This is a genomic window from Brevundimonas sp. GW821-FHT10A07, from assembly GCF_059415785.1.
Genome location: NZ_JBWKNX010000002.1, coordinates 209386 through 230534 on the forward strand (window position 1 = coordinate 209386; position 21149 = coordinate 230534).

Annotated in this window: 22 protein-coding genes, 1 tRNA gene and 1 pseudogene; 10 read left to right on the forward strand and 14 right to left on the reverse strand. The window is 68.6% G+C overall.

The genetic code is table 11. The annotated features are described in order from the left end of the window. Positions 1–49 precede the first annotated feature (49 nt). On the reverse strand, positions 50–865 hold the full coding sequence (locus tag AC07NC_RS02485; RefSeq protein ID WP_372705815.1) for a tetratricopeptide repeat protein: 816 nt from the start codon (positions 863–865) through the stop codon (positions 50–52). A gap of 75 nt (positions 866–940) precedes the next feature. Between AC07NC_RS02485 and AC07NC_RS02490 the strand changes: the two genes are divergently transcribed. Both AC07NC_RS02490 and AC07NC_RS02495 read left to right on the forward strand, forming a co-directional pair. Continuing rightward, the gene (locus AC07NC_RS02490) at positions 941–2320 is read left to right on the forward strand and encodes a leucyl aminopeptidase family protein (RefSeq protein WP_292147813.1); all 1380 of its coding nucleotides are present in this window, start codon (positions 941–943) and stop codon (positions 2318–2320) included. A gap of 82 nt (positions 2321–2402) precedes the next feature. Continuing rightward, complete coding sequence (locus AC07NC_RS02495; protein ID WP_292147812.1) at positions 2403–3191, forward strand: C40 family peptidase; 789 nt, start codon at positions 2403–2405, stop codon at positions 3189–3191. A gap of 1 nt (position 3192) precedes the next feature. Here the strand turns inward: AC07NC_RS02495 and mmcB are convergent, their stop codons facing one another. The 5 genes from mmcB to thpR all read right to left on the reverse strand — a co-directional run bounded on the left by mmcB (position 3193) and on the right by thpR (position 6135). After that, a complete protein-coding gene (gene mmcB, locus AC07NC_RS02500) occupies positions 3193–3639 on the reverse strand; it encodes a DNA repair putative endonuclease MmcB (RefSeq protein WP_291752269.1) in 447 nt (148 codons plus the stop codon). A gap of 103 nt (positions 3640–3742) precedes the next feature. Next, entirely contained in the window at positions 3743–4279 is a 537-nt protein-coding gene (locus AC07NC_RS02505) for a carbonic anhydrase (protein WP_008259173.1), read from the reverse strand. 149 nt (positions 4280–4428) lie between these two features. Beyond that, positions 4429–4962: a lipocalin family protein gene (locus AC07NC_RS02510; RefSeq protein WP_292147811.1), complete on the reverse strand. Its 534-nt coding sequence runs from the start codon at positions 4960–4962 to the stop codon at positions 4429–4431. Positions 4963–5023: 61 nt separating this feature from the next. Further along, positions 5024–5599 (reverse strand): GNAT family N-acetyltransferase, encoded by a 576-nt coding sequence (locus AC07NC_RS02515; RefSeq protein WP_292147808.1) that lies wholly within the window; start codon positions 5597–5599, stop codon positions 5024–5026. Continuing rightward, entirely contained in the window at positions 5596–6135 is a 540-nt protein-coding gene (gene thpR, locus AC07NC_RS02520; RefSeq protein WP_292147815.1) for an RNA 2',3'-cyclic phosphodiesterase, read from the reverse strand. Before thpR ends, AC07NC_RS02515 begins: the two co-directional genes overlap by 4 nt. A 130-nt stretch (positions 6136–6265) precedes the next feature. Between thpR and AC07NC_RS02525 the strand changes: the two genes are divergently transcribed. After that, positions 6266–7015, forward strand: coding sequence for a Bax inhibitor-1/YccA family protein (locus tag AC07NC_RS02525; protein ID WP_008263679.1), 750 nt, complete (start codon positions 6266–6268; stop codon positions 7013–7015). A 55-nt stretch (positions 7016–7070) separates the two neighbouring features. Here the strand turns inward: AC07NC_RS02525 and AC07NC_RS02530 are convergent, their stop codons facing one another. Both AC07NC_RS02530 and AC07NC_RS02535 read right to left on the reverse strand, forming a co-directional pair. Beyond that, positions 7071–7406 (reverse strand): DUF2794 domain-containing protein, encoded by a 336-nt coding sequence (locus AC07NC_RS02530; RefSeq protein ID WP_291752284.1) that lies wholly within the window; start codon positions 7404–7406, stop codon positions 7071–7073. 345 nt (positions 7407–7751) lie between these two features. Continuing rightward, a complete protein-coding gene (locus AC07NC_RS02535; protein WP_292147804.1) occupies positions 7752–9107 on the reverse strand; it encodes a trypsin-like peptidase domain-containing protein in 1356 nt (451 codons plus the stop codon). Between the two features lie 154 nt (positions 9108–9261). On the opposite strand from AC07NC_RS02535, the gene AC07NC_RS02540 reads away from it, so the two are divergent. The 4 genes from AC07NC_RS02540 to AC07NC_RS02555 all read left to right on the forward strand — a co-directional run bounded on the left by AC07NC_RS02540 (position 9262) and on the right by AC07NC_RS02555 (position 12316). Then, positions 9262–9561: a DUF6356 family protein gene (locus AC07NC_RS02540; RefSeq protein WP_494568480.1), complete on the forward strand. Its 300-nt coding sequence runs from the start codon at positions 9262–9264 to the stop codon at positions 9559–9561. An 81-nt stretch (positions 9562–9642) separates the two neighbouring features. Beyond that, positions 9643–10803: a dual-specificity RNA methyltransferase RlmN gene (rlmN, locus tag AC07NC_RS02545; protein ID WP_292147802.1), complete on the forward strand. Its 1161-nt coding sequence runs from the start codon at positions 9643–9645 to the stop codon at positions 10801–10803. A gap of 226 nt (positions 10804–11029) precedes the next feature. Continuing rightward, complete coding sequence (locus AC07NC_RS02550) at positions 11030–11470, forward strand: DUF350 domain-containing protein (RefSeq protein ID WP_008263805.1); 441 nt, start codon at positions 11030–11032, stop codon at positions 11468–11470. A gap of 15 nt (positions 11471–11485) precedes the next feature. Next, on the forward strand, positions 11486–12316 hold the full coding sequence (locus AC07NC_RS02555) for a S1 family peptidase (RefSeq protein WP_154726334.1): 831 nt from the start codon (positions 11486–11488) through the stop codon (positions 12314–12316). Between the two features lie 58 nt (positions 12317–12374). Here AC07NC_RS02555 and AC07NC_RS02560 read toward each other — a convergent pair whose 3' ends face one another. Both AC07NC_RS02560 and AC07NC_RS02565 read right to left on the reverse strand, forming a co-directional pair. Further along, positions 12375–15224: a M16 family metallopeptidase gene (locus tag AC07NC_RS02560; protein WP_494568481.1), complete on the reverse strand. Its 2850-nt coding sequence runs from the start codon at positions 15222–15224 to the stop codon at positions 12375–12377. Positions 15225–15305: 81 nt separating this feature from the next. Then, on the reverse strand, positions 15306–16175 hold the full coding sequence (locus tag AC07NC_RS02565) for an isoaspartyl peptidase/L-asparaginase family protein (RefSeq protein ID WP_494568482.1): 870 nt from the start codon (positions 16173–16175) through the stop codon (positions 15306–15308). A gap of 144 nt (positions 16176–16319) precedes the next feature. Here AC07NC_RS02565 and AC07NC_RS02570 point away from each other — a divergent pair, with 144 nt between their 5' ends. Further along, the gene (locus AC07NC_RS02570; RefSeq protein ID WP_490333984.1) at positions 16320–17321 is read left to right on the forward strand and encodes an NADPH:quinone oxidoreductase family protein; all 1002 of its coding nucleotides are present in this window, start codon (positions 16320–16322) and stop codon (positions 17319–17321) included. A gap of 158 nt (positions 17322–17479) precedes the next feature. Here the strand turns inward: AC07NC_RS02570 and AC07NC_RS02575 are convergent, their stop codons facing one another. After that, positions 17480–17869 (reverse strand): YkvA family protein, encoded by a 390-nt coding sequence (locus AC07NC_RS02575; RefSeq protein WP_154726330.1) that lies wholly within the window; start codon positions 17867–17869, stop codon positions 17480–17482. A gap of 55 nt (positions 17870–17924) precedes the next feature. On the opposite strand from AC07NC_RS02575, the gene AC07NC_RS02580 reads away from it, so the two are divergent. Together AC07NC_RS02580 and AC07NC_RS02585 are read left to right on the forward strand one after the other, a co-directional pair. Beyond that, complete coding sequence (locus AC07NC_RS02580; RefSeq protein ID WP_040349825.1) at positions 17925–18707, forward strand: SDR family NAD(P)-dependent oxidoreductase; 783 nt, start codon at positions 17925–17927, stop codon at positions 18705–18707. Between the two features lie 242 nt (positions 18708–18949). Then, positions 18950–19024 (forward strand) — tRNA-Gly (locus tag AC07NC_RS02585). Between the two features lie 271 nt (positions 19025–19295). Here the strand turns inward: AC07NC_RS02585 and AC07NC_RS02590 are convergent. From AC07NC_RS02590 to copM, 3 genes and pseudogenes are all read right to left on the reverse strand, one after another. Next, positions 19296–19969: pseudogene (locus tag AC07NC_RS02590) on the reverse strand (transposase). Between the two features lie 298 nt (positions 19970–20267). Continuing rightward, a complete protein-coding gene (locus AC07NC_RS02595; protein ID WP_494568483.1) occupies positions 20268–20693 on the reverse strand; it encodes a hypothetical protein in 426 nt (141 codons plus the stop codon). A gap of 4 nt (positions 20694–20697) precedes the next feature. Then, complete coding sequence (copM, locus tag AC07NC_RS02600) at positions 20698–21144, reverse strand: CopM family metallochaperone (RefSeq protein ID WP_494568484.1); 447 nt, start codon at positions 21142–21144, stop codon at positions 20698–20700. Positions 21145–21149 lie beyond the last annotated feature (5 nt).

A 21149-nucleotide genomic window follows, 5' to 3' on the forward strand; every position in this document is an offset into this window, starting at 1 on the left:
GACGATTCAGACAATTCAGACTATGTTTTTGTGAGTCTGAAATCGCGGCTCAACCGCCCTGAAGCGAACTCCAGGTCCGGGCCGTGTCCGGCGTCGTCCCGCCCGAGGCCGCCGCGCCGCCGTCGGAATTGCGCGCCTGCAGCCATTGCAGGCTCTGTTCGGCCTGTTCGGGCGGCAGTTCGCGGCGCAGGATCTGTTCGGCCTCGCCCATCTTGCCCTGAAGGCCCACCACCATGGCCAGGTTCTGGCGCACCCGGCTGGAGGCGGCGGGCTGGGCCGCCGCACGCCGCAACAGGGTCTCGGCGCCCGGCGCGTCGCCGCGGGTCAGGGCGGCCGTGGCGGCGTTGGTCAGGACGTCGGGATTGTCGGGGGACAGGACCAGGGCCTGGTTCCAGGCGGCGTGGGCGTCGTCGAACCGCCGCACCTGTTCGTAGGCCACGCCCAGCAGCGAATAGGCCCGCCAGTCGCGCGGCGCCAGGTCGCGCGCCTTCTCCAGCGGAGCGACGCCGTAGAAGGCCTGGCCTCGGGCGATATGGGCGCGACCCAGCTCCAGCAGGGCGTCGAGATTGGCCGGCTGGACGGTCAGCACCCCCTCGGCGGTCTGGACCGCCTGGTCGTACCGCCCCATTTCGCGCAGGGCCTGGGCCAGTTTCACCCCGGCCACGGGATCGGCCGGATTGATCTCCTGCTCCCCGGCCCAGAAGACCGAGCGCGACAGGGCGTCCATCCGTTCATAGGCGGCGCGGGTCTCGGCCGGGGCCGGGGCGCGGCCCTGTTGGGCGGGGGCGGGATCGGCCGCAAGCGCCGGTGCGGCCGAGAGGCTGAGCAGGGCGGCGGTTGCGAGAAGGGCGGGCATGGGCGACATGGGTGGAGTCCTGACGGTCCTCGGTCGCCCCCAGACTCGCCGGTTCGCGTCAACTGTTGGTTAAGAAGGCCCGTCATGTCCGTATTCCATCCCCTGCTGGTCGCCGCACAAGACGGCGCAGACGCCGTGCCGATCCGCTTCGTCGGTTCGGATCAGGCGCTGGACGGCGCCGTGCGCCCCTGGGCCGATCTGCACGGGTTCGAGGGCAAGCCGGGTCAGCTTCTGATCGCGCCCCGGGGCGACGGGATCGGCCAGGTCCTGGTCGGAACGGGGCCGGTCTTCGATCCGATGGCGGCGCGGGGCCTGTCCGCCCGCCTGCCCGGCGGCCTCTATCGCCTTGAGGCTGAACCGCACCAGGCCCAGGCCGCCGCCCTGGCCTTCCTGCTGGGGGCCTATGTCTTCGACCGCTACAAGGCCCGGCCGGACAAGACGCCGGTGCGGCTGGTCGCGCCCGAGGGTCTGGACGTCGCCGAGACAACGCGGATCGTCGCCGCCTGCGCCCTGGCGCGCGAGATGGTCGATACGCCTGCCGCCGACATGGGGCCTTTGCAGATCGAGACCATCGCCCGCGAGATCGCCGAAAGCGCCGGAGCCGCGATCACTGTCGTCGAGGGCGACGCCCTGCTGGAGGCGAACTACCCCGCCGTCCACGCCGTGGGTCGCGCGGCGGCGGCGCACCGGGCCCCGCGCCTGATCGAGATCGGCTGGAAGCTGGACCAGACGGACCTGCCGCTGGTGGCCCTGGTCGGCAAGGGGGTGGTGTTCGACACCGGGGGGCTGGACCTGAAGCCGGCCGCCGGGATGCGGAACATGAAGAAGGACATGGGCGGATCGGCCCACGCCCTGGCCCTGGGGCGGTTGGTCATGCAGGCCGATCTGCCGGTGCGGCTGGTGGTCATCGTCGCGGCGGTGGAGAATGCGGTGTCCGCCGACGCCTTCCGGCCCGGCGACATCCTGAACAGCCGCAAGGGACTGACGATCGAGATCGGCAACACCGATGCGGAGGGGCGGCTGATCCTGGCCGACGCCCTGACGCGGGCGGGGGAGCATGAGCCCGACCTGACCCTGGACTTCGCCACCCTGACCGGGGCGGCGCGGATCGCCCTGGGGCCGGACCTGCCGCCCCTCTATACCGACGACGCCGCCCTGGCCGAGGGGCTGCTGGCGGCGGGGACCGCGGTGCGCGACCCCCTGTGGCGGATGCCGCTGTGGGCTGGCTATCGCAGCGCTCTGGACACCGAGATCGCCGACCTGAAGAACGACTCCTCGGCCTGGGCCCAGGCGGGGTCGGTGACGGCCGCCCTGTTCCTGCAGCGCTTCGCCCCGACCACCGGCGCATGGGCGCATATGGACATCTTCGCCTGGAACCCCCGCGCCCGGCCCGGCTATCCCGAAGGCGGCGAGGCTCAGGCCCTAAGGGCTTGTTTCCACTATTTGAAAACGCGGTTCTGTTGATTTCTTTCAGAAAAAAGACGGCTGTTAACGGCCCCTTCGGCATCTGCCGATAGGGTTTGGGTTCAACCATGCGAGTCCACGTTTGACCGACGTCCTCGACCTTCTTCCGACCGGCGACCGCCTCGCTCGCCCCGACCTCGCCGAACAGGCGCTGGAAGGGCTGGTGCGCGCGTCCGCCTATCGCAAGACCGAGCCCATGCATTGCCGCGTCGCCGTGGCCGACATCCTGTCGGACCGCGACGCCCGCATCGACCAGCTGCTCCACGGCGAGATCTTCGACGTTCTGGACCGGGCCAACGGCCGGGCCTGGGGCCGGGCGCGCCGTGACGGCGTGGTCGGCTGGGTGGTGCTGGACAGTCTGTCGGCCGGGGCGCCCCTGCCGACCCGCCGCGTCGCCGCCGTGGACGCCGCCCTGCCGCTGAACGCCCTGGTGGTCGAGACGGCCGAGGGCCTGGCCGAGACGGATCTGCAACCCGTCGGCGATTTCGAACGCGACCTGGCCGCCGTGGCCGAACGCCTGCTGGGCCGGCCGCACGAGTTGGGCGCCCGCTCCTCCGTCTCCACCGACTGTTCCGGCCTGGTGCAGCAGGCCTTGCTGGCCTGCGGCCTGCCCGGTCCGCGTCGCTCCGACGCCCAGGCCGAACTGGGCCAGGCGGCCCCCGCCGGCCCGCACCTGCGCGGCGACATCGCGGTCTGGCTGGCGCCCGGCGGCGATCAGGACTGGACCGGCCATTCGGCCCTGATGATCGACGCCGAACGGATCATCCATTCCACAGGCGACAAGGGCGGGGTCGTGATCGAGGCCCTGGCCGAGGTCGAGGCGCGCCTGACGGCCGAAGGTTTCGCCTCCGCCGTCTTCCGCCGCCTCTGATTTAATCCCGCATCGTCCGCATCGCCCCCAGCCGCGCGAAGGCCAGGGTCAGGGCCTTGCGTCGCGCCGGCGCCAGCGGACTGACCGGCGCCGTCCGCACGACAGCCCCGCCGAAGCCGTCGGCCACGATAAGCCCGGGCGCCTCCGGCAGGATGTCCTGCGGAAACTCCGGCGCGACCGCAAAATAGAGGGCGTCGCAGAACGGCCCGTATTCCTGCCATTTGCGGTCGACGCGATAGTCCTCCACCCCTGACTTGACCTCGCAGATGACGATGTCGCCCTTCGGCCCGACCGCCATGACGTCGGCCCGCCGTCCATTGGGCAGGCAGACCTCGAGCAGGGGCGCATAGCCCATGTCCAGCATCAGCCGCGCCGTCCCCCGCGTGACCGACAGGGTGGTTTCCGGCCGACTGAAGACCAGTTCGAGCGAGACTGCGGTGGCGGCCATGCCGGATTTATGTTCCGGATACGTTCCGGACACAAGCGGCGGATCGTCCGGCGGCCCCGATCGGGCTCAGGATTATGGATGGGCTCCTGGGAGGGGATGCGCCTCAGGCGATCTCCTCGACCTCGCCGTCCAGATCCATCAGGGCCAGCTCGACCTCCACGTGGGGGTGGCGCTGCTTGATCGCGTCGCGCAGGGCGTGAAGCTGCTGAGTGTGGACCGCCAGTTCCTTGTCGGGCGTATCGACGGTCTCGGCGCCCAGAAGGACCTTGTAGGCGCCGCAGTCGCGGTGGTCGATCACCATGACCTTGTGGATGTGGTGGAGGTCGATGGCGACGTCCATGTGGGTCCAGAAGGTCTCGCCCCAGCTGGGGAATTTGTCGGTCAGAGCGCCCAGCGAGGCGCCGGCCAGGACGACGTGGTCGTATTTGTCATGGAGACCGTGGCCTTCCATATAGGCGATGGTGTCATCGGTCAGGCGATAGTCCATGCAGGTCAGCAGCAGGATTTCGGTGTGGCCCCGCGCCCGGGCGACGCCGGGCGCCAGGGTGGACAGCAGGCTGACGCCGCCGCCCAGGGCGATCAGACCGAAGGCGCTCCGGCGCGACAGGTTGGGGGTGTTGTGGGCGCAGCAGTCGGTCACGATGATCGCTCCGTGGTTGAGGGCGATGTCACGGGTAACTGCGTTCGTCCAGCTTGACTATTCAGTAGTCGTGCGGACCAGGGGGATAATACGGCCTTAAGGCTTGGGGGCGGGCGAGCGCGGCGTGTTGCGACCTCGATCCGGGCCTCTCAGCGCCCCGTGCTGACCACCCGGCTCATGTCCAGGCCCAGGGCGCGGGCGCGGGCCATCAGGCGGCTGCGTTCCGCCGCGGAGACGCTCTGGTGGCGATGCCAGATCCACCAGTCGGACTTGTTCGGCAGGGCCAGGATGGCCCAGCTGTATTCCGGATCATGGTCCCAGACCCAGTAGTTCTGGCCCGCCAGACCGCCGAAGCTGAGCAGGCCGGGCAGGGTGAAGCGGAATTTGGCGTTGGTCGTGGTGTCGGCGATGCGGGCGTTGGCGCGCAGCACCTCGTTGCGCCCGTCGGCGCGGCGGGTGCAGGTGACGACAATGCCGTAGCGGTCGGGTCGATCCTGACGCGTGAAGTCGATCTGGGCCCGGCTGCAGTCCTTCTGGACGTCGTTATGGCTGCGCTCGATCTCGAACCAGCGGCCGTCGAACCGGTCCAGATCGACGGCCCGCGACTGGGCCAGGGCTGCGGAGGGCAGGGCGATCAGGGCGGCGGCGACGAGGGAGGCGGTAATCTGGGCGGCGCGGATCATCGGGCGTATCCTCGTTCGGGTTTGAAAAACGGATACGTTGCAAGCCGGCCTTCGGTTGCCGTCAGGGGTTCAGGCGCGCCCGATTGACGGCCCAGTCGGCGCGCGTCTGACCCCACAGGTCGATGACATGATCCTGCATCGGCTCGGGCAACTGGCCGCGTCCACGATTGACCGAGCCCAGCCGCGTCGCCACCCGGGCCGAGGGCAGGTTGTCGGGATCGATGCAGTGGATCACGTCGCCCCAGCCCAGGACGTCGAAGGCGTAGTCCATCGTCGCGGCTGCGGCCTCGACCGCATAGCCCTTGCCGGTGGCGTCGCGGTGCAGGCTCCAGCCCACCTCACGGCCCGGCCAGCCATAGGGGTGGAGGGGGCCGATCCGTCCGACCCATAGACCGGTCGATTTTTCCAGGATGGAGAACATGCCCTCGCCCGTCAGGGCCCACATGCCGGCGATGGTGCAGAGGGTGCGCCAGACCTGGGGCGGGGGTTGGACGCCGCCGATGAAACGGGCGGTCTCCTCATCGGCCATGAATTCGGCCCAGCGTGGAAAATCCTCGACCGCCGGCGGACGCAGGATCAGCCGCGCCGTCTCCAGCGTCGGACCGAGGGTTACGTGCGGCGGAACGGCGTAGGTCACAGCAGATACTCCCGCTCCAGCGCATACTGGCTGCCGTCGCCGGTCAGGACGCTGGAATAGAGGCCGAAGCGGTCGAGCCGGATCGGCGGCGAGTGCAGCAGATTGTGGCCCGCCATCCAGGCGCCGATCCGGTCCGGATTGGTCTGGGGCTTCAGATAGGCCAGGGTGACGTGCGGGCGGTAGTCGCGGGCCTCCAGCCTCAGCCCCGCCCGTTCGCCGGCCTTCTTGCAGCGGCCCGCCAGGACGGCCAGCCTTTCGTTGGGCGTCTCGACCCCGGCCCAGAGGGTGTGGCTGCGGTGATCGTCGCCGAAGGCGCCCACGCCCTTCAACACGATCTCGAAGGGGCCTCCGGCGACGCGGGCCAGTTCGGAGGCCAGGTCGTCAGCCCGGCGCTCGTCGGTCTCGCCGTAGAAGGCCAGGGTGACGTGCAGGGCGTCCAGGGGTCGCCAGCGCGCGCCCGGAAGGCCCGACTGGCGGCGTTTCAGCGTCTCCTCGACGTCCGGCGGCAGGGTCAGGGCGGTGAACAGGCGCAACATGCGACCGAAGGTAGCGGCAGGAACCGCGCCCTCCAAGTCCGGTTTTCCTTGCAGTGGAGCCTGTGGCTCACGATATTCGAGCCCTGTGATCGGAGAAGTCTCTCCGGCCAATCGGAGAAAGCACGTCGCCATGAGCGATTTCAACAACGGCTACGCCCGCCCCCTGCCGCAGACGGCCGACATGTCGGTGGACGCCGGCCTGCGCGGCTTCATGCTGGGCGTCTACAACAAGCTGGCCCTGGGCCTCGTGGTCGCGGCGGCCCTGGCCTATGTCACCGGCAATGTGCCGGCGGTGCAGCAACTGCTGTTCGGCGTAACGCCGGACGGCCGCGTCGGCCTGACCATGCTGGGCATGATCGTCCAGTTCTCGCCCCTGGTCCTGCTTTTCGGTTCGATGTTCTTCATGAAGAACCCGACGGCCAAGGGCGTGAACCTGCTGTACTGGGCCGTGGTCGCCTCGATCGGCGCGGGCCTGGGCGTCCTGTTCCTGCGCTATACCGGCGCCTCGCTGGCCTCGACCTTCCTGGTCACGGCGGCGGCCTTCGGCGGTCTGAGCCTGGTGGGTTACACCACCAAGAAGGACCTGACGGCCATGGGCACCTTCCTGATCTTCGGCGTGATCGGCCTGATCGTCGCGATGATCGTCAACATGTTCATGCAGTCGGGGACCCTGTACCTGATCATCTCGGGCCTGGGCGTGCTGATCTTCGCGGGTCTGATCGCCTATGACACCCAGCGTCTGAAGATGACCTACTACGCCCTGGGCGGCGACCAGAACGCCATGGGCGTGGCCACGGGCTTCGGCGCCCTGAGCCTGTTCATCAACTTCGTGAACCTGTTCCAATTCCTGCTGGCCTTCATGGGCGGCAACCGGAACTAAGACCTGTCGCAAGACGGATGCGGAAAGGGCCCCTCGCGGGGCCCTTTCTTTTGGGTCAGTCGATCACCTGGAACTTCCGCCCGTCGAAGACCCGTAGCGCCTGGGCCAGGTCGCGGCCGCGTTTCAGGATCTGGCCGCCTTCGCCGATGATCGCCCACTGGCCCTGACGCGCCTGGAGCGCCGGGCGTTTCTCGATGCGGTAGAAGGGGGCGTCGCCCGACCGGCGGAAGACGGCGAACTCGGCGAAGTCCTTGTGGCCGACCATGGCGTAGTCGCGCCATTCCCCCTGGGCGACCATGCGGCCATAGACCCGCAGGATCAGGTCCAGCTCGCGCCGTTCGAAGAAGACCGTGCCGGATTGGGGCTGGGCCTCGTGCGGGGTCATGCTCATGGTCTGAACTTAGTCGCCCCGGCGAGCGGCGCCAGAGGGGTCTGGCGGGGAAGAAAACGCCCGCGACACCAAATGGCCCTGTTTCGGTCCTTCGCCCGCCCGTTTGGAAGGCGAGATACCGATCATCGGCTCGTCGGAGTTCGGAAGCGTCCGGATCCTGAACAGCCCCCCCCAGCCCCCTGGATGTTTCCACAAAGGGCTCCGGCGGCCGATGCTTCCTCCAAGCGAGCGCCCGCCTTGCCGATCCCCTCCCCCTCCCAGGCAAGGCGGGTGTTTCTTTCTGGAGCCAGGCTCGGGTCGGATGCGCCACGGTCGGCGCCCGACCCGAAGCCTTTAGGCCGCGCCTCAGGCCGTAAGAGGGATTTCCAGGTTCACCGTCACCGTATCGCCATTGCGGCGCCCCTCGATCGCGGTCGCGCCCGCCGATCCGCGCAGGGCCTCGGCCGCCGCGCGGGCGTCTGCGACCGGGGCGCCCCCGACTGAAGTGATGATGTCGCCGGCGATCAGTTCGCCCTGGGCCGCCGCCGAGCCGCCCTCGACAGCGACGACCTGAACCTCGCCATCGAGGTCGCGCAGGGTGGCGCCGTAAGCCAGCACCCGGTCCGCGCCGATATGGATCGCGCCCTCGACGGGGGCCGCAACCGTCAGGGCGGTCGTCGCCTCGTGCCCGGCGCGCAGATAGACCACGTTCAGGCTGGACCCCGGCGCGGCGACGCCGACCGTGGCGTTGACCGACCCGGCGTTGGCCACCGGCCGGCCCTGGATGCGGGTGACGACGTCGTCGTCGCGCAGGCCTGCCCGCTCGGCCGGCGAGCCCGGGGCCACGTCGGCGACCACGGCCCCGCGCACGATGCCCAGCCGCATCTCGCGGGCGCGTTCGGCGGTCAGGGAGGCGAAGATGGCCCCGGTCTCGCCGCGCTTGACCTCGCCGTGGGCGCGCAGCTGGTCGGCGACATACAGCATGATCCGCGTCGGCACGGCGAAGGCGATGCCGTCATTGCCCCCGCCCATGCCGCCCGACAGGATCGAGGTGTTGATCCCGATCAGCCGCCCCCGGCTGTCCAGCAGCGGCCCGCCCGAATTGCCCGAGTTCACGGCCGCGTCGGTCTGGATATAGTCCTCGACGGCGTCGCCCAGGCCCGAACGGTTCAGGCCCGAGATGACGCCCATGGTCAGGGTCTGGTCCAGGCCCAGCGGATATCCGACCGCAAAGGCCAGGTCGCCGGTGCGCAGGGTGTCGGAATCGACCGTCTGGACCTGTTTCAGGTTCAGCGGCCGGCCGTCGGGCACGATCTTCAGCACGGCGATGTCGGTGGCCTTGTCCGCCCCGACCAGGACGGCGTCGAACAGGCGGCCGTCGGTCAGGTCGACGGTGAATTTCCGCCCGTTCTCGACCACGTGGTTGTTGGTGATCAATATGCCCTGGGCCGCGTCGACGATGACGCCCGAGCCCGAGGCGTAGGGTTTGGGATCGTCGGCGTCCGAGCTGGGGCCGCGCGACTGGCCCAGGGTCGTCACCTGGACCACGGCGGGCAGGGAGGCCTCCAGGCCGGCGGCGAAACTGAAGACTCCGCGCCGGGCGTCATAGGGAAGATAGCTGGGGCCGGACTGCGCCGGAGACTGCGCAAGGACCGGACCGGCGAAGGCCAGCAGAGCGGCCGCAAGAGCGAGGGTCGAGGCGGCCGTGGAGCGAAGCGTCATCGAGATTTCCTTGATCGAGACGCGACTCTAGCCCGAGTTCTCGCGCATGACGATGGGCTCGGCGGCGGCTTGTGTCGGGCGGTTGCAAAACAAGGCTTGCGTCAGGCCCGCTCCCACATGACCATCGGCGTTCGCGAACACCCGGAGCCGCCGCATGAGCCAGACGACGATCGACCGCGCCCGCTCTGGTTCGACGGCGTTCGACCGCCTGTTCCGCGAGCACCCCCGCCAGGTCGGCGAGACCTATCTCCAGCATATGGCCGCCTCGACCGTCTTCGGTTTCCGCCTGCTGCGGCTGGCCGGCGCCGCCTTCGCCCACGCCCTGGTTCCTGGCGTGCACAAGACCACCGTCTCCACCGCCGTGCGCGGCATGGCCCAGGAGATGGGCGGCCGGGCGGAAGAGGCGAAACTGACCCGGATGCGCGACGCTGGGGTGTGGGACGTGGGGCTCTAGCCGGGTCGGGAACCGCCCGGTCATGCAATTGCCGGGGTTCGTGCTATATAGGCCGGCTAAACCGCATCCAGGATCGCCGCCTTGAGCATCACGCTCGATCTTTCCCGTGTCTCCAACGCGCCGGCTTTGAAAGCCCCCGTCAACCTGTCCGGTCTGACGCGTGCGGGCCTGCGCCAGGCCCTGATCGACGCGAATGTCTGTCCGCCCGAAAAGGCCAAGATGCGCGCCAGCCAGGTGTGGGGCTGGATCCACCACTATGGCGTCACCGAGTTTTCGGCCATGAGCAATGTGGCCAAGGACATGCAGGCCAAGCTGGCCGAGCATTTCACCCTGGCCCGGCCCGAGATCGTCGAACGTCAGGTGTCGAAAGACGGCACCCGCAAATGGCTGATCCGAACCGCGCCGGGCATCGAGATCGAGACCGTCTATATCCCCGACGTGGGCCGGGCCGGCGCCCTGTGCGTGTCCAGCCAGGTCGGCTGCACCCTGAACTGCACCTTCTGCCACACCGGAACCCAGAAGCTGGTCCGCAACCTGACCGCCGCCGAGATCGTGGCCCAGGTCCAGGTGGCCCGCGACGACCTGGAGGAATGGCCGTCTCCGAAAGAAGACCGTCGCCTGTCGAACATCGTCTTCATGGGCATGGGCGAGCCGCTCTACAATCTGGACCATGTCGCCGACGCCATCGACATCATCTCTGACAATGAGGGCATCGCCCTGTCGCGTCGGCGGATCACGGTCTCGACTTCGGGCGTGGTGCCGCAGCTCGACGCCCTTGGCACGCGCACGGCGGCCATGCTGGCCATCAGCCTGCACGCCACCAACGACGCCCTGCGCGACGTTCTGGTGCCGCTGAACAAGAAATATCCGCTGGACCAGCTGATGGCGGGCATCCGGGCCTATCCGGGCCTGTCGAACGCGCGCCGGGTGACGTTCGAATACGTCATGCTGAAGGGCGTCAACGACAGCCCCGAAGAGGCGCGGGCCCTGCTGAAGCTGATCGAGGGCATACCGGCCAAGATCAACCTGATCCCGTTCAACCCCTGGCCGGGCGTCGAATACGAATGCTCGGACTGGAAGACGATCGAGCGTTTCGCCGCCATCCTGAACAAGGCCGGCTACGCCAGCCCCATCCGCACGCCGCGCGGCCGCGACATCCTGGCCGCCTGCGGCCAGCTGAAGTCCGAGAGCGAGAAGGTGCGGGCGAGCACGCTCAGGAAGACGGAGCAGGCGGCGGCTTAGTTTCGTTGCCTTCCCATGAGATGGGGAGGGCGTCGCGCGTGGCGTACAGGGGTTTTTGAGGCCCCTCGGGCGCGGGTGATGCGGAAATGCCCCCTCCGCCACGGCTGAAGAAGCGCCGCGCCATCGCCCCAGAGGGGAGGTGACGGCCCCTTCGACACATAATGTCACGCACTGTGTCCGCCGCGCGCTTGCGGATTGGGGCGGCAATCGGGCAAGGCGTGTGGATATGGACCCATCACTGTCCGACGTTCTGTCCAGCGCCGAGGTGCAGGCTTTCGCCTCGGGCTTTCCGGTCATGGTCATGCACCTGGCCGTCACCCTGCTGCTGCTCGCAGCGGGGGCGGCGATCTACGCCATGCTGACGCCGTGGAAGGAGATCGCCTTGATCCGCGAGGGCAATCCGGCCGCCGCCGTGGCCTTCGCCGGGATTCTGGTCGGTCTGGCCATTCCGCTGGCGGTGTCCCTGTCGGTCTCGACCTCGGTTCGGGACATCACCATCTGGGGGGTGGCGACCCTGGTGCTGCAGTTGCTGGCCTTCCGGGTCGTGGACCTGATGCTGCACGGCCTGCCGCAGCGGATCAAGGACGGCGAGGTCTCGGCCGCCGTGGTCCTGGTGGGGGCCAAGCTCGCCACGGCCGTGATCCTGTCCGCCGCCCTGACCGGCTGATCGGCGGGCTGGCCCATGCAATTCCCCCGCCTGCCGGACTGGGCCATCTACAGCGCGGTCGCGGGCGTGCTGCTGGCCGTGTCGCTGGGCCGGCGCGAGAACGCCGACGCTCCGCCTGCACCGCCGCCGCCGGACGAGATCGAGGGCGCCCTGCTGGGGCCCGTCACCCCCTTCGATGCGGCCGTCACCCTGGACGCGCCTGACACGCCTTTCAGGCCCCGGTCCGGCACCGCCTTTTCCATCGCCGGGCGCGGCCGCTGGATCACCGCCCGCCATGTGGTCGAGGGCTGTCGTCGCCCGGCCCTGGTGATCGGCGGCGGCCGGGCCGTGGCCGCCGACGTGCGCCTGGCGCCCCGCGCCGACGTGGCGCTGCTCATTACGGACGGCGGCCCGCCCGCCCTGCCGGTCGCCGCCCAGACGCCGCTGCGCAAGGGCCAGCGCGCCTTTCATCCCGGCTTCCCCCAGGGGCGGGCCGGCGAGGTGACCTCGCGCCTGCTGGGTCGCGAGACCCTGAAGGTGTTCGGGCGCGGCGCCCGTGACGAGCCGGTCCTGGCCTGGGCCGAGGTCGGACGCACCGACGGGCTGGAGGGCACCCTGTCGGGTCTGTCGGGCGCGCCGGTGATGGATGGACGCGGCCGCGTCCTGGGGGTCACTATCGCCGAGGCCCCGCGCCGGGGGCGAATCTACACCACGGCGCCGGAATCCTTCGCCCCCGCCATTCGCGGCGAACAGCGCGCGGACGAGGTGGTGCTGGGCGAGCCGGTGACCATCGACAACTATGGCCGGGTGGCGGATGCGTTGCGGCGGGACCTGCGCGTGGCGCAGGTGGTGTGTCTGTCGGTTTGAGGATTTGAGGCGGCGCCCCTCCCTCCCCGGAACGGGGAGGGAGAGGTCTTCGCGAACCCTACTTCAGCGCGCCGCTGTTCAGGTTCAGGTCCCCGGCCTCGATGACCTCCAGGTTCGGGTGTTTGGCGCGCAGGGCGTCGAGGAACAGCGAGCTGTCACCGACGATCACCAGGCTGGCGCGATTGACCGGCAGGTGGTCGGCGAAGGCGGCCTGGACCTGTTCCGGGGTCACGGCGCGGACGCGGCCGGCGTAGTCGGCCAGATCGCTCATCGGCAGGTCGTACAGAGCCAGATTGGCGACCAGCGAGCCCAGGCCGTCGACTGTCTCCAGCGAGCGGCCGAAGCCGCCGATCAGGGTGGCCCGGCGCGGGGCCAGGTCGGTCTGGGTCGGGGTTTCGGCGCCCAGTTTGGCGATCTCGGCCAGGATCAGGTCGGCGACCTCGTCGGCGGTCTCGTTCTTGGTCTGGGCCGAGGCGGTGAAGAGACCCGCGTCGGCGCGGACGCCCAGCGAGGATCCGGCGCCGTAGGACAGGCCGCGCTTGATGCGGATTTCCTGGTTCAGCCGCGACGAGAAGCCGCCGCCCAGCAGGGTGTTGCCCACCGTCAGCGGGAAATAGTCGGCGTCGGTGCGCGACACGCCGCGGATGGCGGCGGTGACGGCGGCCTGACCAGCGCCCGGCTGGTTCACCACCACGATGCGCGGGGCCAGAGCCTGACCTGCGGGATTGGCGGCGCCGGCGGGCGCCGTCCCGGCCGGGCGCCAGTCGCCGAACGCCTGTTGCGCCAGGGCGCGGGCGGCGGCGGGGGTGATGTCGCCCGAGAAGACCAGGGTGGCGTCCGACGGCCGATAGCGGGCGGCGTGGAAGGCGGCGACGTCGGCGGGGGTGATGGCCGGCACCGTCTGTGGCGTGAGCGTCGCGCCATAGGGGGCGTCGCCATAGATGACGCGGCCCACGGTCATGCTGGCGATGGAGCTCGGCTGGCTGAGCGCGACGCGCAGGCCGTCCAGGGCCTGGGCCTGCTGACGCTCAAGCTCCTCGGCGGCGAAGACCGGGTTCTTCACCAGATCGGCCATCAGGGCGACTGTCGCCGGGAAGGCGTTGGCCGGGGCGTTGGCGTAGACATTGGTGAAGTCCACGCCGGCGCCGGCGCCGACCGAGGCGCCCAGTTGTTCGATCTGGGTCGCGATCTCGGGCGCCGTCCTGGTCTTGGTGCCCTGGGTCAGCAGGGCGGCGGTCATGGCGGCGATCCCGGCCTTGCCCGTCGGATCGTCGGCCGAGCCGGCGTCGAAGCTGAGACGGGCCGACACCAGCGGCAGGCCGTCGGTCGGGGCGACCAGGACGCGCAGGCCGTTGTCGAGACGGAAGTCGGCGACGCTGGGCGTGGCCGGGGCCACTTCGGCTCCCGGCTGCGGCAGGGGCGTGCGTTCGGCCTCGGGCAGCAGGACCGCAGGGGTTCCGGCCGGCGCCAGGTCGGCGACCTTGACCGGGGCGTCGACGTTCATCTTCTGAACCGAGGGCGGGTTCTGCTCGTCGGCGGCCAGGTAGCGGATCGTCGCCTGGCGCTGCGGCGTCAGATATTTGCGCGCCACGCGCTGGATGTCGGCGACCGTGACGGCCTGGATCTGGGCGATCTCGCGGTCGGCGGCGGCGGCGTCGCCGGTGTTGATCAGGGCGAAACCGAGCGCCGTGGCGCGGTCGTCCACCGTCTCGCGGCTGCGCAGGGCGTCGGCGACGATCTCGTTCTTGGCCTCGGTCAGTTCGGCGGCGGTGACGGGGGCGTCGCGCAGCTTGGCGATCTCGGCGTTCAGGGCGGCCACGCCCTCTTCGGCCGTATGGCCCTGGGCCATGATGGCCAGGGCGGTCAGATTGCCGGCCTGCTGGGCGAAGTCGGGGGTCGAGCCGATCTGGGCGGCGATCTGCTGATCATAGACCAGCGACCGGTACAGGCGGCTCGACTCGCCGGTGGACAGGATGCCGTCCAGCACGGTCAGGGCGGCGCGATCGGCGTCGGCGTACTTGACCGTCGGCCAGCCGACGACAGCGGTGGGCAGGGGCACGTTGGGCGCATAATAGGTGGCGTCGCGCGGGCCGGTCGGCTCGGGCTCGACGACATTATTGGCCGGCAGGGGCGTGGTCGGGTTCTTCAGCGGGGCGAAATACTGGTCGATCCAGCGGTCCAGCTGGGCCTGGTCGAAATTGCCCGCCACGATCAGATAGGCGTTGTCGGGCCGGTAATAGGTGGCGTGGAAGCGCAGCACGTCGTCCAGGGACGAGGCCTCGAGCTCCTCGATCGAGCCGATGCCGGCGCGGCGATAGGGGCTCTCCTGATACAGGGTCTCGGGCACGAACAGGCCGAACAGCCGGCCGTAGGGATTGGCCAGGATGCGCTGGCGGTATTCCTCCTTCACCACGTCGCGCTCGGCGACGAAGGTCGGCTCGTCCACGACCAGGGAGCCCATCCGCTCGGCCTCGGCGAACAGCATCCGCTGCAGGTGGTTGGCCGGAACCGTTTCGAAATAGGCGGTGGTGTCGTCGGCGGTGAAGGCGTTGTTGGACCCGCCCACGTCCTCGGTCAGCCGGTCGAAGGTCTCGGGCGGCAGGTTCTTCGTCGCCTTGAACATCAGGTGTTCGAACAGGTGGGCGAAGCCCGAGCGGCCGGCGGGATCGTCCTTGGACCCCACCTTGTACCAGACCTGGACCGTCACGTTCGAGGTGTCGGCGTCGCGCGCCGTATAGACCTCAAGCCCGTTCGGCAGCACGCGCTTGGCGAATCCCAGCGGCGGCACGACCACGCCCTGGGCGGCTTGGACAGCGGCGGGCGCGGGGGCCGGGGCGGCGAAGGCGGGGGCGGCCAGCCCCAGCAGCAGGGCCGAGGCGGCGACGGTAAGGGACAGGCGGAATTTCATGCGGCTCTCCAAGGCCCGGAACGCCGGGCGGCTGGACCGTATCAGCGATTGCCCGCAACGCACCTTACAGAGCTGTAATCTTCAGCGTCCGAACACCTCGACGCCGATATCGCCGGCGGACGTCAGCCAGGCGCGCTTCATGCCCTGGCTGTTGAAAGGGCAGGCGATGTTTCCGGCGGCGTCGAGGGCGATCATTCCGCCGTCGCCCCCCATCCCGCCGATCTCGTCGATCACGGCCTGGGTGGCGGCGGCCAGGGTCTGGCCGGCGGCGACGCGCCAGGCGACCTGGGCGGCGGCGGCGACGCGGATGAAATATTCGCCCTGGCCGGTGCAGGAGGTCGCGGCATGGCCGTCGGCCCAGGTTCCGGCGGCGGGGATGGGGGTGTCGCCGACGCGGCCCGGCATCTTGCCGAAGACCCCGGCGGTCGAGGTGGCGGCGGCGAGACGGTCCTGGCTGTCCAGCACGCAGGCGCCGACCGTGCCGTGGCTGAGGGTTCCGGGCGGATGATTGTCCTCGCCCTGGCCGGCGCCGGTGTACCAGGCGGCCTCGTCGGCGATGGGCTCAAGCCCCTGATCGTGCGCGAACAGGGCCGCGCCCTCGCCGACCAGCATGACGTGGGGCGTGCGGTCCATGACGGCGCGGGCGGCGACGACGGGGTTGCGGAAGCCTTGCAGGGCGGCGACCGACCCGGCGCGCTTGGTCGATCCGTCCATCAGGCTGGCGTCCAGCTCATAGGCGCCGGCCAGATTGGGCGAGGCGCCCTTGCCGGCGACATAGAGGCCGGAATCCTCAAGCAGGGTCACGGCCGCCACGGCCACGTCCAGGGCGCTGTCGCCCGCGTCCAGCCGCGCCTTCATGGCCTCGACCACCTGGCGCATGTGCACGACCTCGGCGTCATAGTTGCGTTCGCGCCGGGCGCCGGCGCCGCCGTGGAGGATGAGGGCGGTCATGTCGTCTTCCTGAGCCTGTTTCTGTCGCCTCTTTCAATCGGGCGTGGCGCTCTTTAGCGTTGGGATGAAGGCCGCGCCATGTCGGCTTGTCCAATAAACCAACGGCCTCAAGTCGCGCGAAGCGCGCTAGGCCAAGGAGGAATAATGCGCGCTGTCTTGTCCAAGGCTCCTGGCGGTCCCGAAACCCTGGTGGTGGAAGACGTGCTCGATCCTACGCCCAAGGCGGGCGAGGTGGTGATCGAGGTGAAGGCCGTGGGGATCAACTATCCCGATACGCTGATCATCGAGGACAAATACCAGTTCCGGCCCGAACGTCCCTTCTCGCCCGGCGCGGAAGTCGCCGGCGTGGTCGAGGCGGTGGGCGAGGGCGTCAAGGGCGTGGCCAAGGGCGACCGGGTCATCGCCGTGCCCGGCTGGGGCGGGCTGGTGGAGCGGCTGGCGGTGCGGGCCGAGACGGTCATTCCCATTCCAGAGGCCATGAGCTTCGAAGAGGCCGCGGCCCTGATCATGACCTATGGCACCAGCTATTACGCCCTGAAGGACCGGGCGAAGCTGCAGCCGGGCGAGACCCTGCTGGTGCTGGGCGCGGCCGGGGGCGTGGGCGCGGCCGCGGTCGAACTCGGCAAGGCCATGGGGGCGCGGGTCGTGGCGGCCGCCTCGACCAATGACAAGGTCCAGTTCGCTTTGGACCTGGGGGCCGACAACGGCCTGATCTATCCAACCGGGCCGATGGACAGGGCGGCGCAGAAGGAACTGTCGGGCGAGTTCAAACTGGCGACGGGGCGAGACGGGGCCGACGTGGTCTATGACGCGGTGGGCGGCGACTACGCCGATCCGGCGCTGCGGGCCATGGACTGGAACGGGCGCTATCTGGTGGTCGGCTTCCCGGCGGGAATCCCGTCCCTGCCGCTGAACCTGACCCTGCTGAAGTCGGTGTCGGTGATCGGCGTCTTCTGGGGCGCGGCCGTCGCGCGTGATCCGAAAGGCCACGCCGCCAATATGGCCGAGCTGATGCAGATGTACGCTGAGGGCAGGATCAAGCCGCGCGTGTCAAAGACCTTCCCGCTGGAGAAGGCCGGAGAGGCGATCAAGGCGCTGGGCGACCGTCAGGCTCTGGGCAAGATCGTTGTGACGGTGGGGGATTGAGTCTCCTTCTCCCCTTGCGGGAGAAGGTGGCCCGAAGGGCCGGATGAGGGGTTTGTGCGAAACGGCGAGGCCGGCGCGACCCCTCGCCCGACCGCGCCAGGACGACGGCTGCGCCGCCGTGCGCGGTCTCCCTCTCCCGCAAGGGGAGAGGGGTTGGACTATTTGTCCTTCAACCGCTGAACCGCGTCCTCGGCCTGGTCGCGGTGGCGGCGTTTGATGTTGGCGCCCAGGGTGGCGATCAGGGCGGCGATGACGGCGGCGTCGTCGGTGTAGCCGATGCCGGCGAACAGGTCGGGGATCGCGTCGATCGGCATGATGAAATAGGCCAGGCCGGCGAAGATCATGCCCTTGGCGGGCAGGGGCGTGGCCGGGTCGCGGGCGGCGTACCAGGCCGCCAGGGCCTGATCGGCGAAGGGGATGCGGGCGGCCGTGCGCTGGATCTTGGGCCAGAAGCCCTTGGCGACTCGCACCTCGTTGACCTTGACCACAGAGGGCACGAGGGCCTTTCGCGGATCCAGGGCGTCGACGGGTTTGGCTTTGGCGCTCATGGCCGCTAAATCCTCAAACGAAACTCAGGTTCAATACAACATAGGAATGACCGGGATGAAACTCGACAGCACCATTTCCGCCGTGGTCACGGGCGGTGCCTCGGGTCTGGGCGAAGGCACGGCGCGCGCCATCGCCGCCACCGGGGCCAAGGTCGCCCTGTTCGACCTGAACGCCGAGAAGGGCGAGGCCATCGCGGCCGAGATCGGCGGCGTCTTCTGCCAGGTGGACGTCACCGACGACGCCTCGGTCGCCGCCGCCTTCGCCAAGGCCCGCGCCGCCCACGGCCAGGAGCGGCTGACCGTCAACTGCGCCGGCATCGCCACCGGCATGAAGACCGTCTCGCGCAAGAAGGACACCGGCGAGATCAAGGCCCACGACATGGCCCAGTTCGAACGCACGGTGCGGGTCAATCTGTTCGGCACCTTCCGCGTCCTCTCGCAGTCGGCGGCGGGCATGGTGACGCTGGAGCCGATGGCGGACGGCGAGCGCGGCCTGATCGTCAATACGGCCTCGGTGGCGGCCCAGGACGGCCAGATCGGCCAGGCGGCCTATTCGGCGTCCAAGGGCGGGGTCTACGCCATGACCCTGCCGATCGCGCGGGACCTGGCCCAGGAAGGCGTCCGCTGCAACACCATCCTGCCGGGCATCATGTGGACGCCGATGATGGCCGGCATGGACCAGAAGATCCAGGACGCCCTGGCCGCCGCCATCCCCTTCCCCAGCCGCCTGGGCACGCCCGCCGACTACGCCTCCCTGGTGCTGGAGCTGGCGCGCAACGTCTATATCAACGGCGAGTGCATCCGCCTGGACGGGGCTATCCGCTTGGCGCCGCGCTGACGCGCGGAGGGGCGCTACGCTCGCGACGCGTTCCCGCCTTCGCGGGAATGACGAAGCTCGCTGCTTGAGCGCGAAGGCGCTCAGGCGGCGAGCGGCGGGAGTGTTCCTGAACGGGGTCGTCAGAGTTTTCCTGGCTCAAGCAGCGCGAAGCGCGATAGCCTGAAAAAACCTCTTGCAGGACCGATCAACCCTCCGCTATACGCCCCCTCCTCGACGGGGAGCGCACCTAGCTCCTACGGAGTGCGGGCGTAGCTCAGTGGTAGAGCACAACCTTGCCAAGGTTGGGGTCGAGAGTTCGAATCTCTTCGCCCGCTCCAGTCGAGATAGCTAAGGCTATCAATAGGTTACGGCAGGGCGATCCCATAGGGATCGCCCACCCTAATTTTCCCGCCGCTACCATCCCGCTACCAAATGGTTTTGGTCTCTGTTTTTCGGCTCATCTGCGATTTGCACTCGCTGCGATGAAACTGGTTGAAATCCGCTGCAACTATGTCACGCCCGAAGCATCGTAGGTGTCTGAGTCCAGGCTCCGGCAAGGGCGAAACGGCTTGGACAGGCACATTCTTCACAACCGCTTCGGCTCAAGACTCATAGCCAGAAGATCACGTCAGGGGCGAAGGCCATGGCGTAGAGGAAGATGGTCGGGCATCAGTCGTGGTGACGCGACGCCTGTTTTTCCGCCCGCCGAACATAATCTCGATGGGATTTCGGTTTTTGTATCGACCCTTGTCATATTTGATGGGTCCGTTTCGCAACTTACTTCCGTGGATGCGGGCGTGATGCCTTTGGCCTGCAAGGCACCTTTGAACCAGTTCGAGTCATAGCCCTGATCGCCCAACAGCCAGTGCGCCTTTGGCAGGCTGTCCAGAAGGTCTGGTGCACGGGCGTAGTCACTGGACTTAACCCGCCGTCATGAAGAAACCGATCCGGCGTCCGTGCGCATCGGTCACAGCATACAGCCTTGTGTTCATGCCGCCTTAGGGACGTCCGATAAACAAGCCAAAGACTTTTTAACCCCATGATCGAAGCTGTGCGGTGCGCCTTTGGTTAGAGTTACGTCGCGTCGATCATGAGGGCGCGCCGTTCGGCCTGAGCGCCGATAACACCTCCCTCATCCGGATGAAGACCCCAGCCTCGCTCCACCGCTTCCAGATCCCGCTCGGCACGCGCCGATCGTCAACCCTGGGCTTGCCATGGCTCTTTGGAAGGTGCGGCTGCAGCCGCGCCATCTGCTCGTCAGTCACCCGGTCGCGGTCGCTTATGTTCAGTCTCCTTGCAGAGGCTAGTTCAGATCGAGCGCATCACAGGAATGGGGCCTGAGCCTAGGTCAGACGGTCCCCGAGGTGCGGGGCAGTACAGGCCGGAATCGAAGCTGTTGAGGTTGGTGAGTAGAAGACCGCGATCGAAAGCTGGATAAAACAGGCCCTACGACACCGGGGCTACCTGCCTGGATAGATAGAGGTGATCTGAGCTCCGGCTGTGACCAGCAGAACGTCCAGCCATTCGCCGCGCGTGAGGCCGGAAGATCTCGCCTGACCGATAGCCGCCTCCACGCCCGTTTCAGCGCGCTCGGGGTTGCACGACTATGCGGCTGACCGCATCGCGATGCTCATGACGATGTAGCTGTATTTCGTGGCGAATCAGAAATAGGCCAATCACGCCCACAATCCAGAACAGTGTGAGGCCTACGGCAACGATTATCCCCAGACGATCGCGTGGCCCCAAGATCAGGCCCCCGGCGCCAACGAACGCGAGCAAGGCTCCATAACTAATGTACATGGGCACCTGGAAAGACCCCAGGAGAATGAAGGCCATTGCCAGAACGAACGCCACCGCAACAATGCTGGAGATCAGGCCCAGGCCATACTCAAGCAAAGTGGGCGGTTTCGGCGCGACCTTGACGCCCCGGGCGCGTCTGCGCTTACCGTAACGCCCTTCCTTCCAACTTATACTGCGCTGCAGGCGTGTGAACTGTTTGCCGCCCATGAAGTCAGGGCTTCCCGGCGGACGGCTTCGAGGTCTCCCGGCGCGCAAGCCAGATTCGCATCCGTTCGATCTCGGCCGTCTGGGCGGCGATGATTTCCCCGGCCAGGCCCCGCACATCCGGATCGTCGCCGAACTCTTGCTCGACCTTGGCCATCGCGATCGCGCCCTGGTGGTGGGCGATCATCCCGCGCATGAAGTCGAGGTCCGCGTCGCCGCTGTAGTCGATGGCCATGTCGCGGTGCATCTGGTCGCTTGCCTCCCGATAGGAACGTGTCGACGCGCTGTCGGTCGGGGCGTCGGCATGGCCGGCATGCGGATCCAAGGGCCGGGCGTCGACCGCCGCGGGCGCCTTGAGGTCGACGGCCGGATGGCGGGAAATCCAGCCGAAGCCGAAGGCGGCTGCGGCGATAAGCAGGGCCACGAGCGAAGTTAAGCCAAGACGGGTTTTCAATGTTC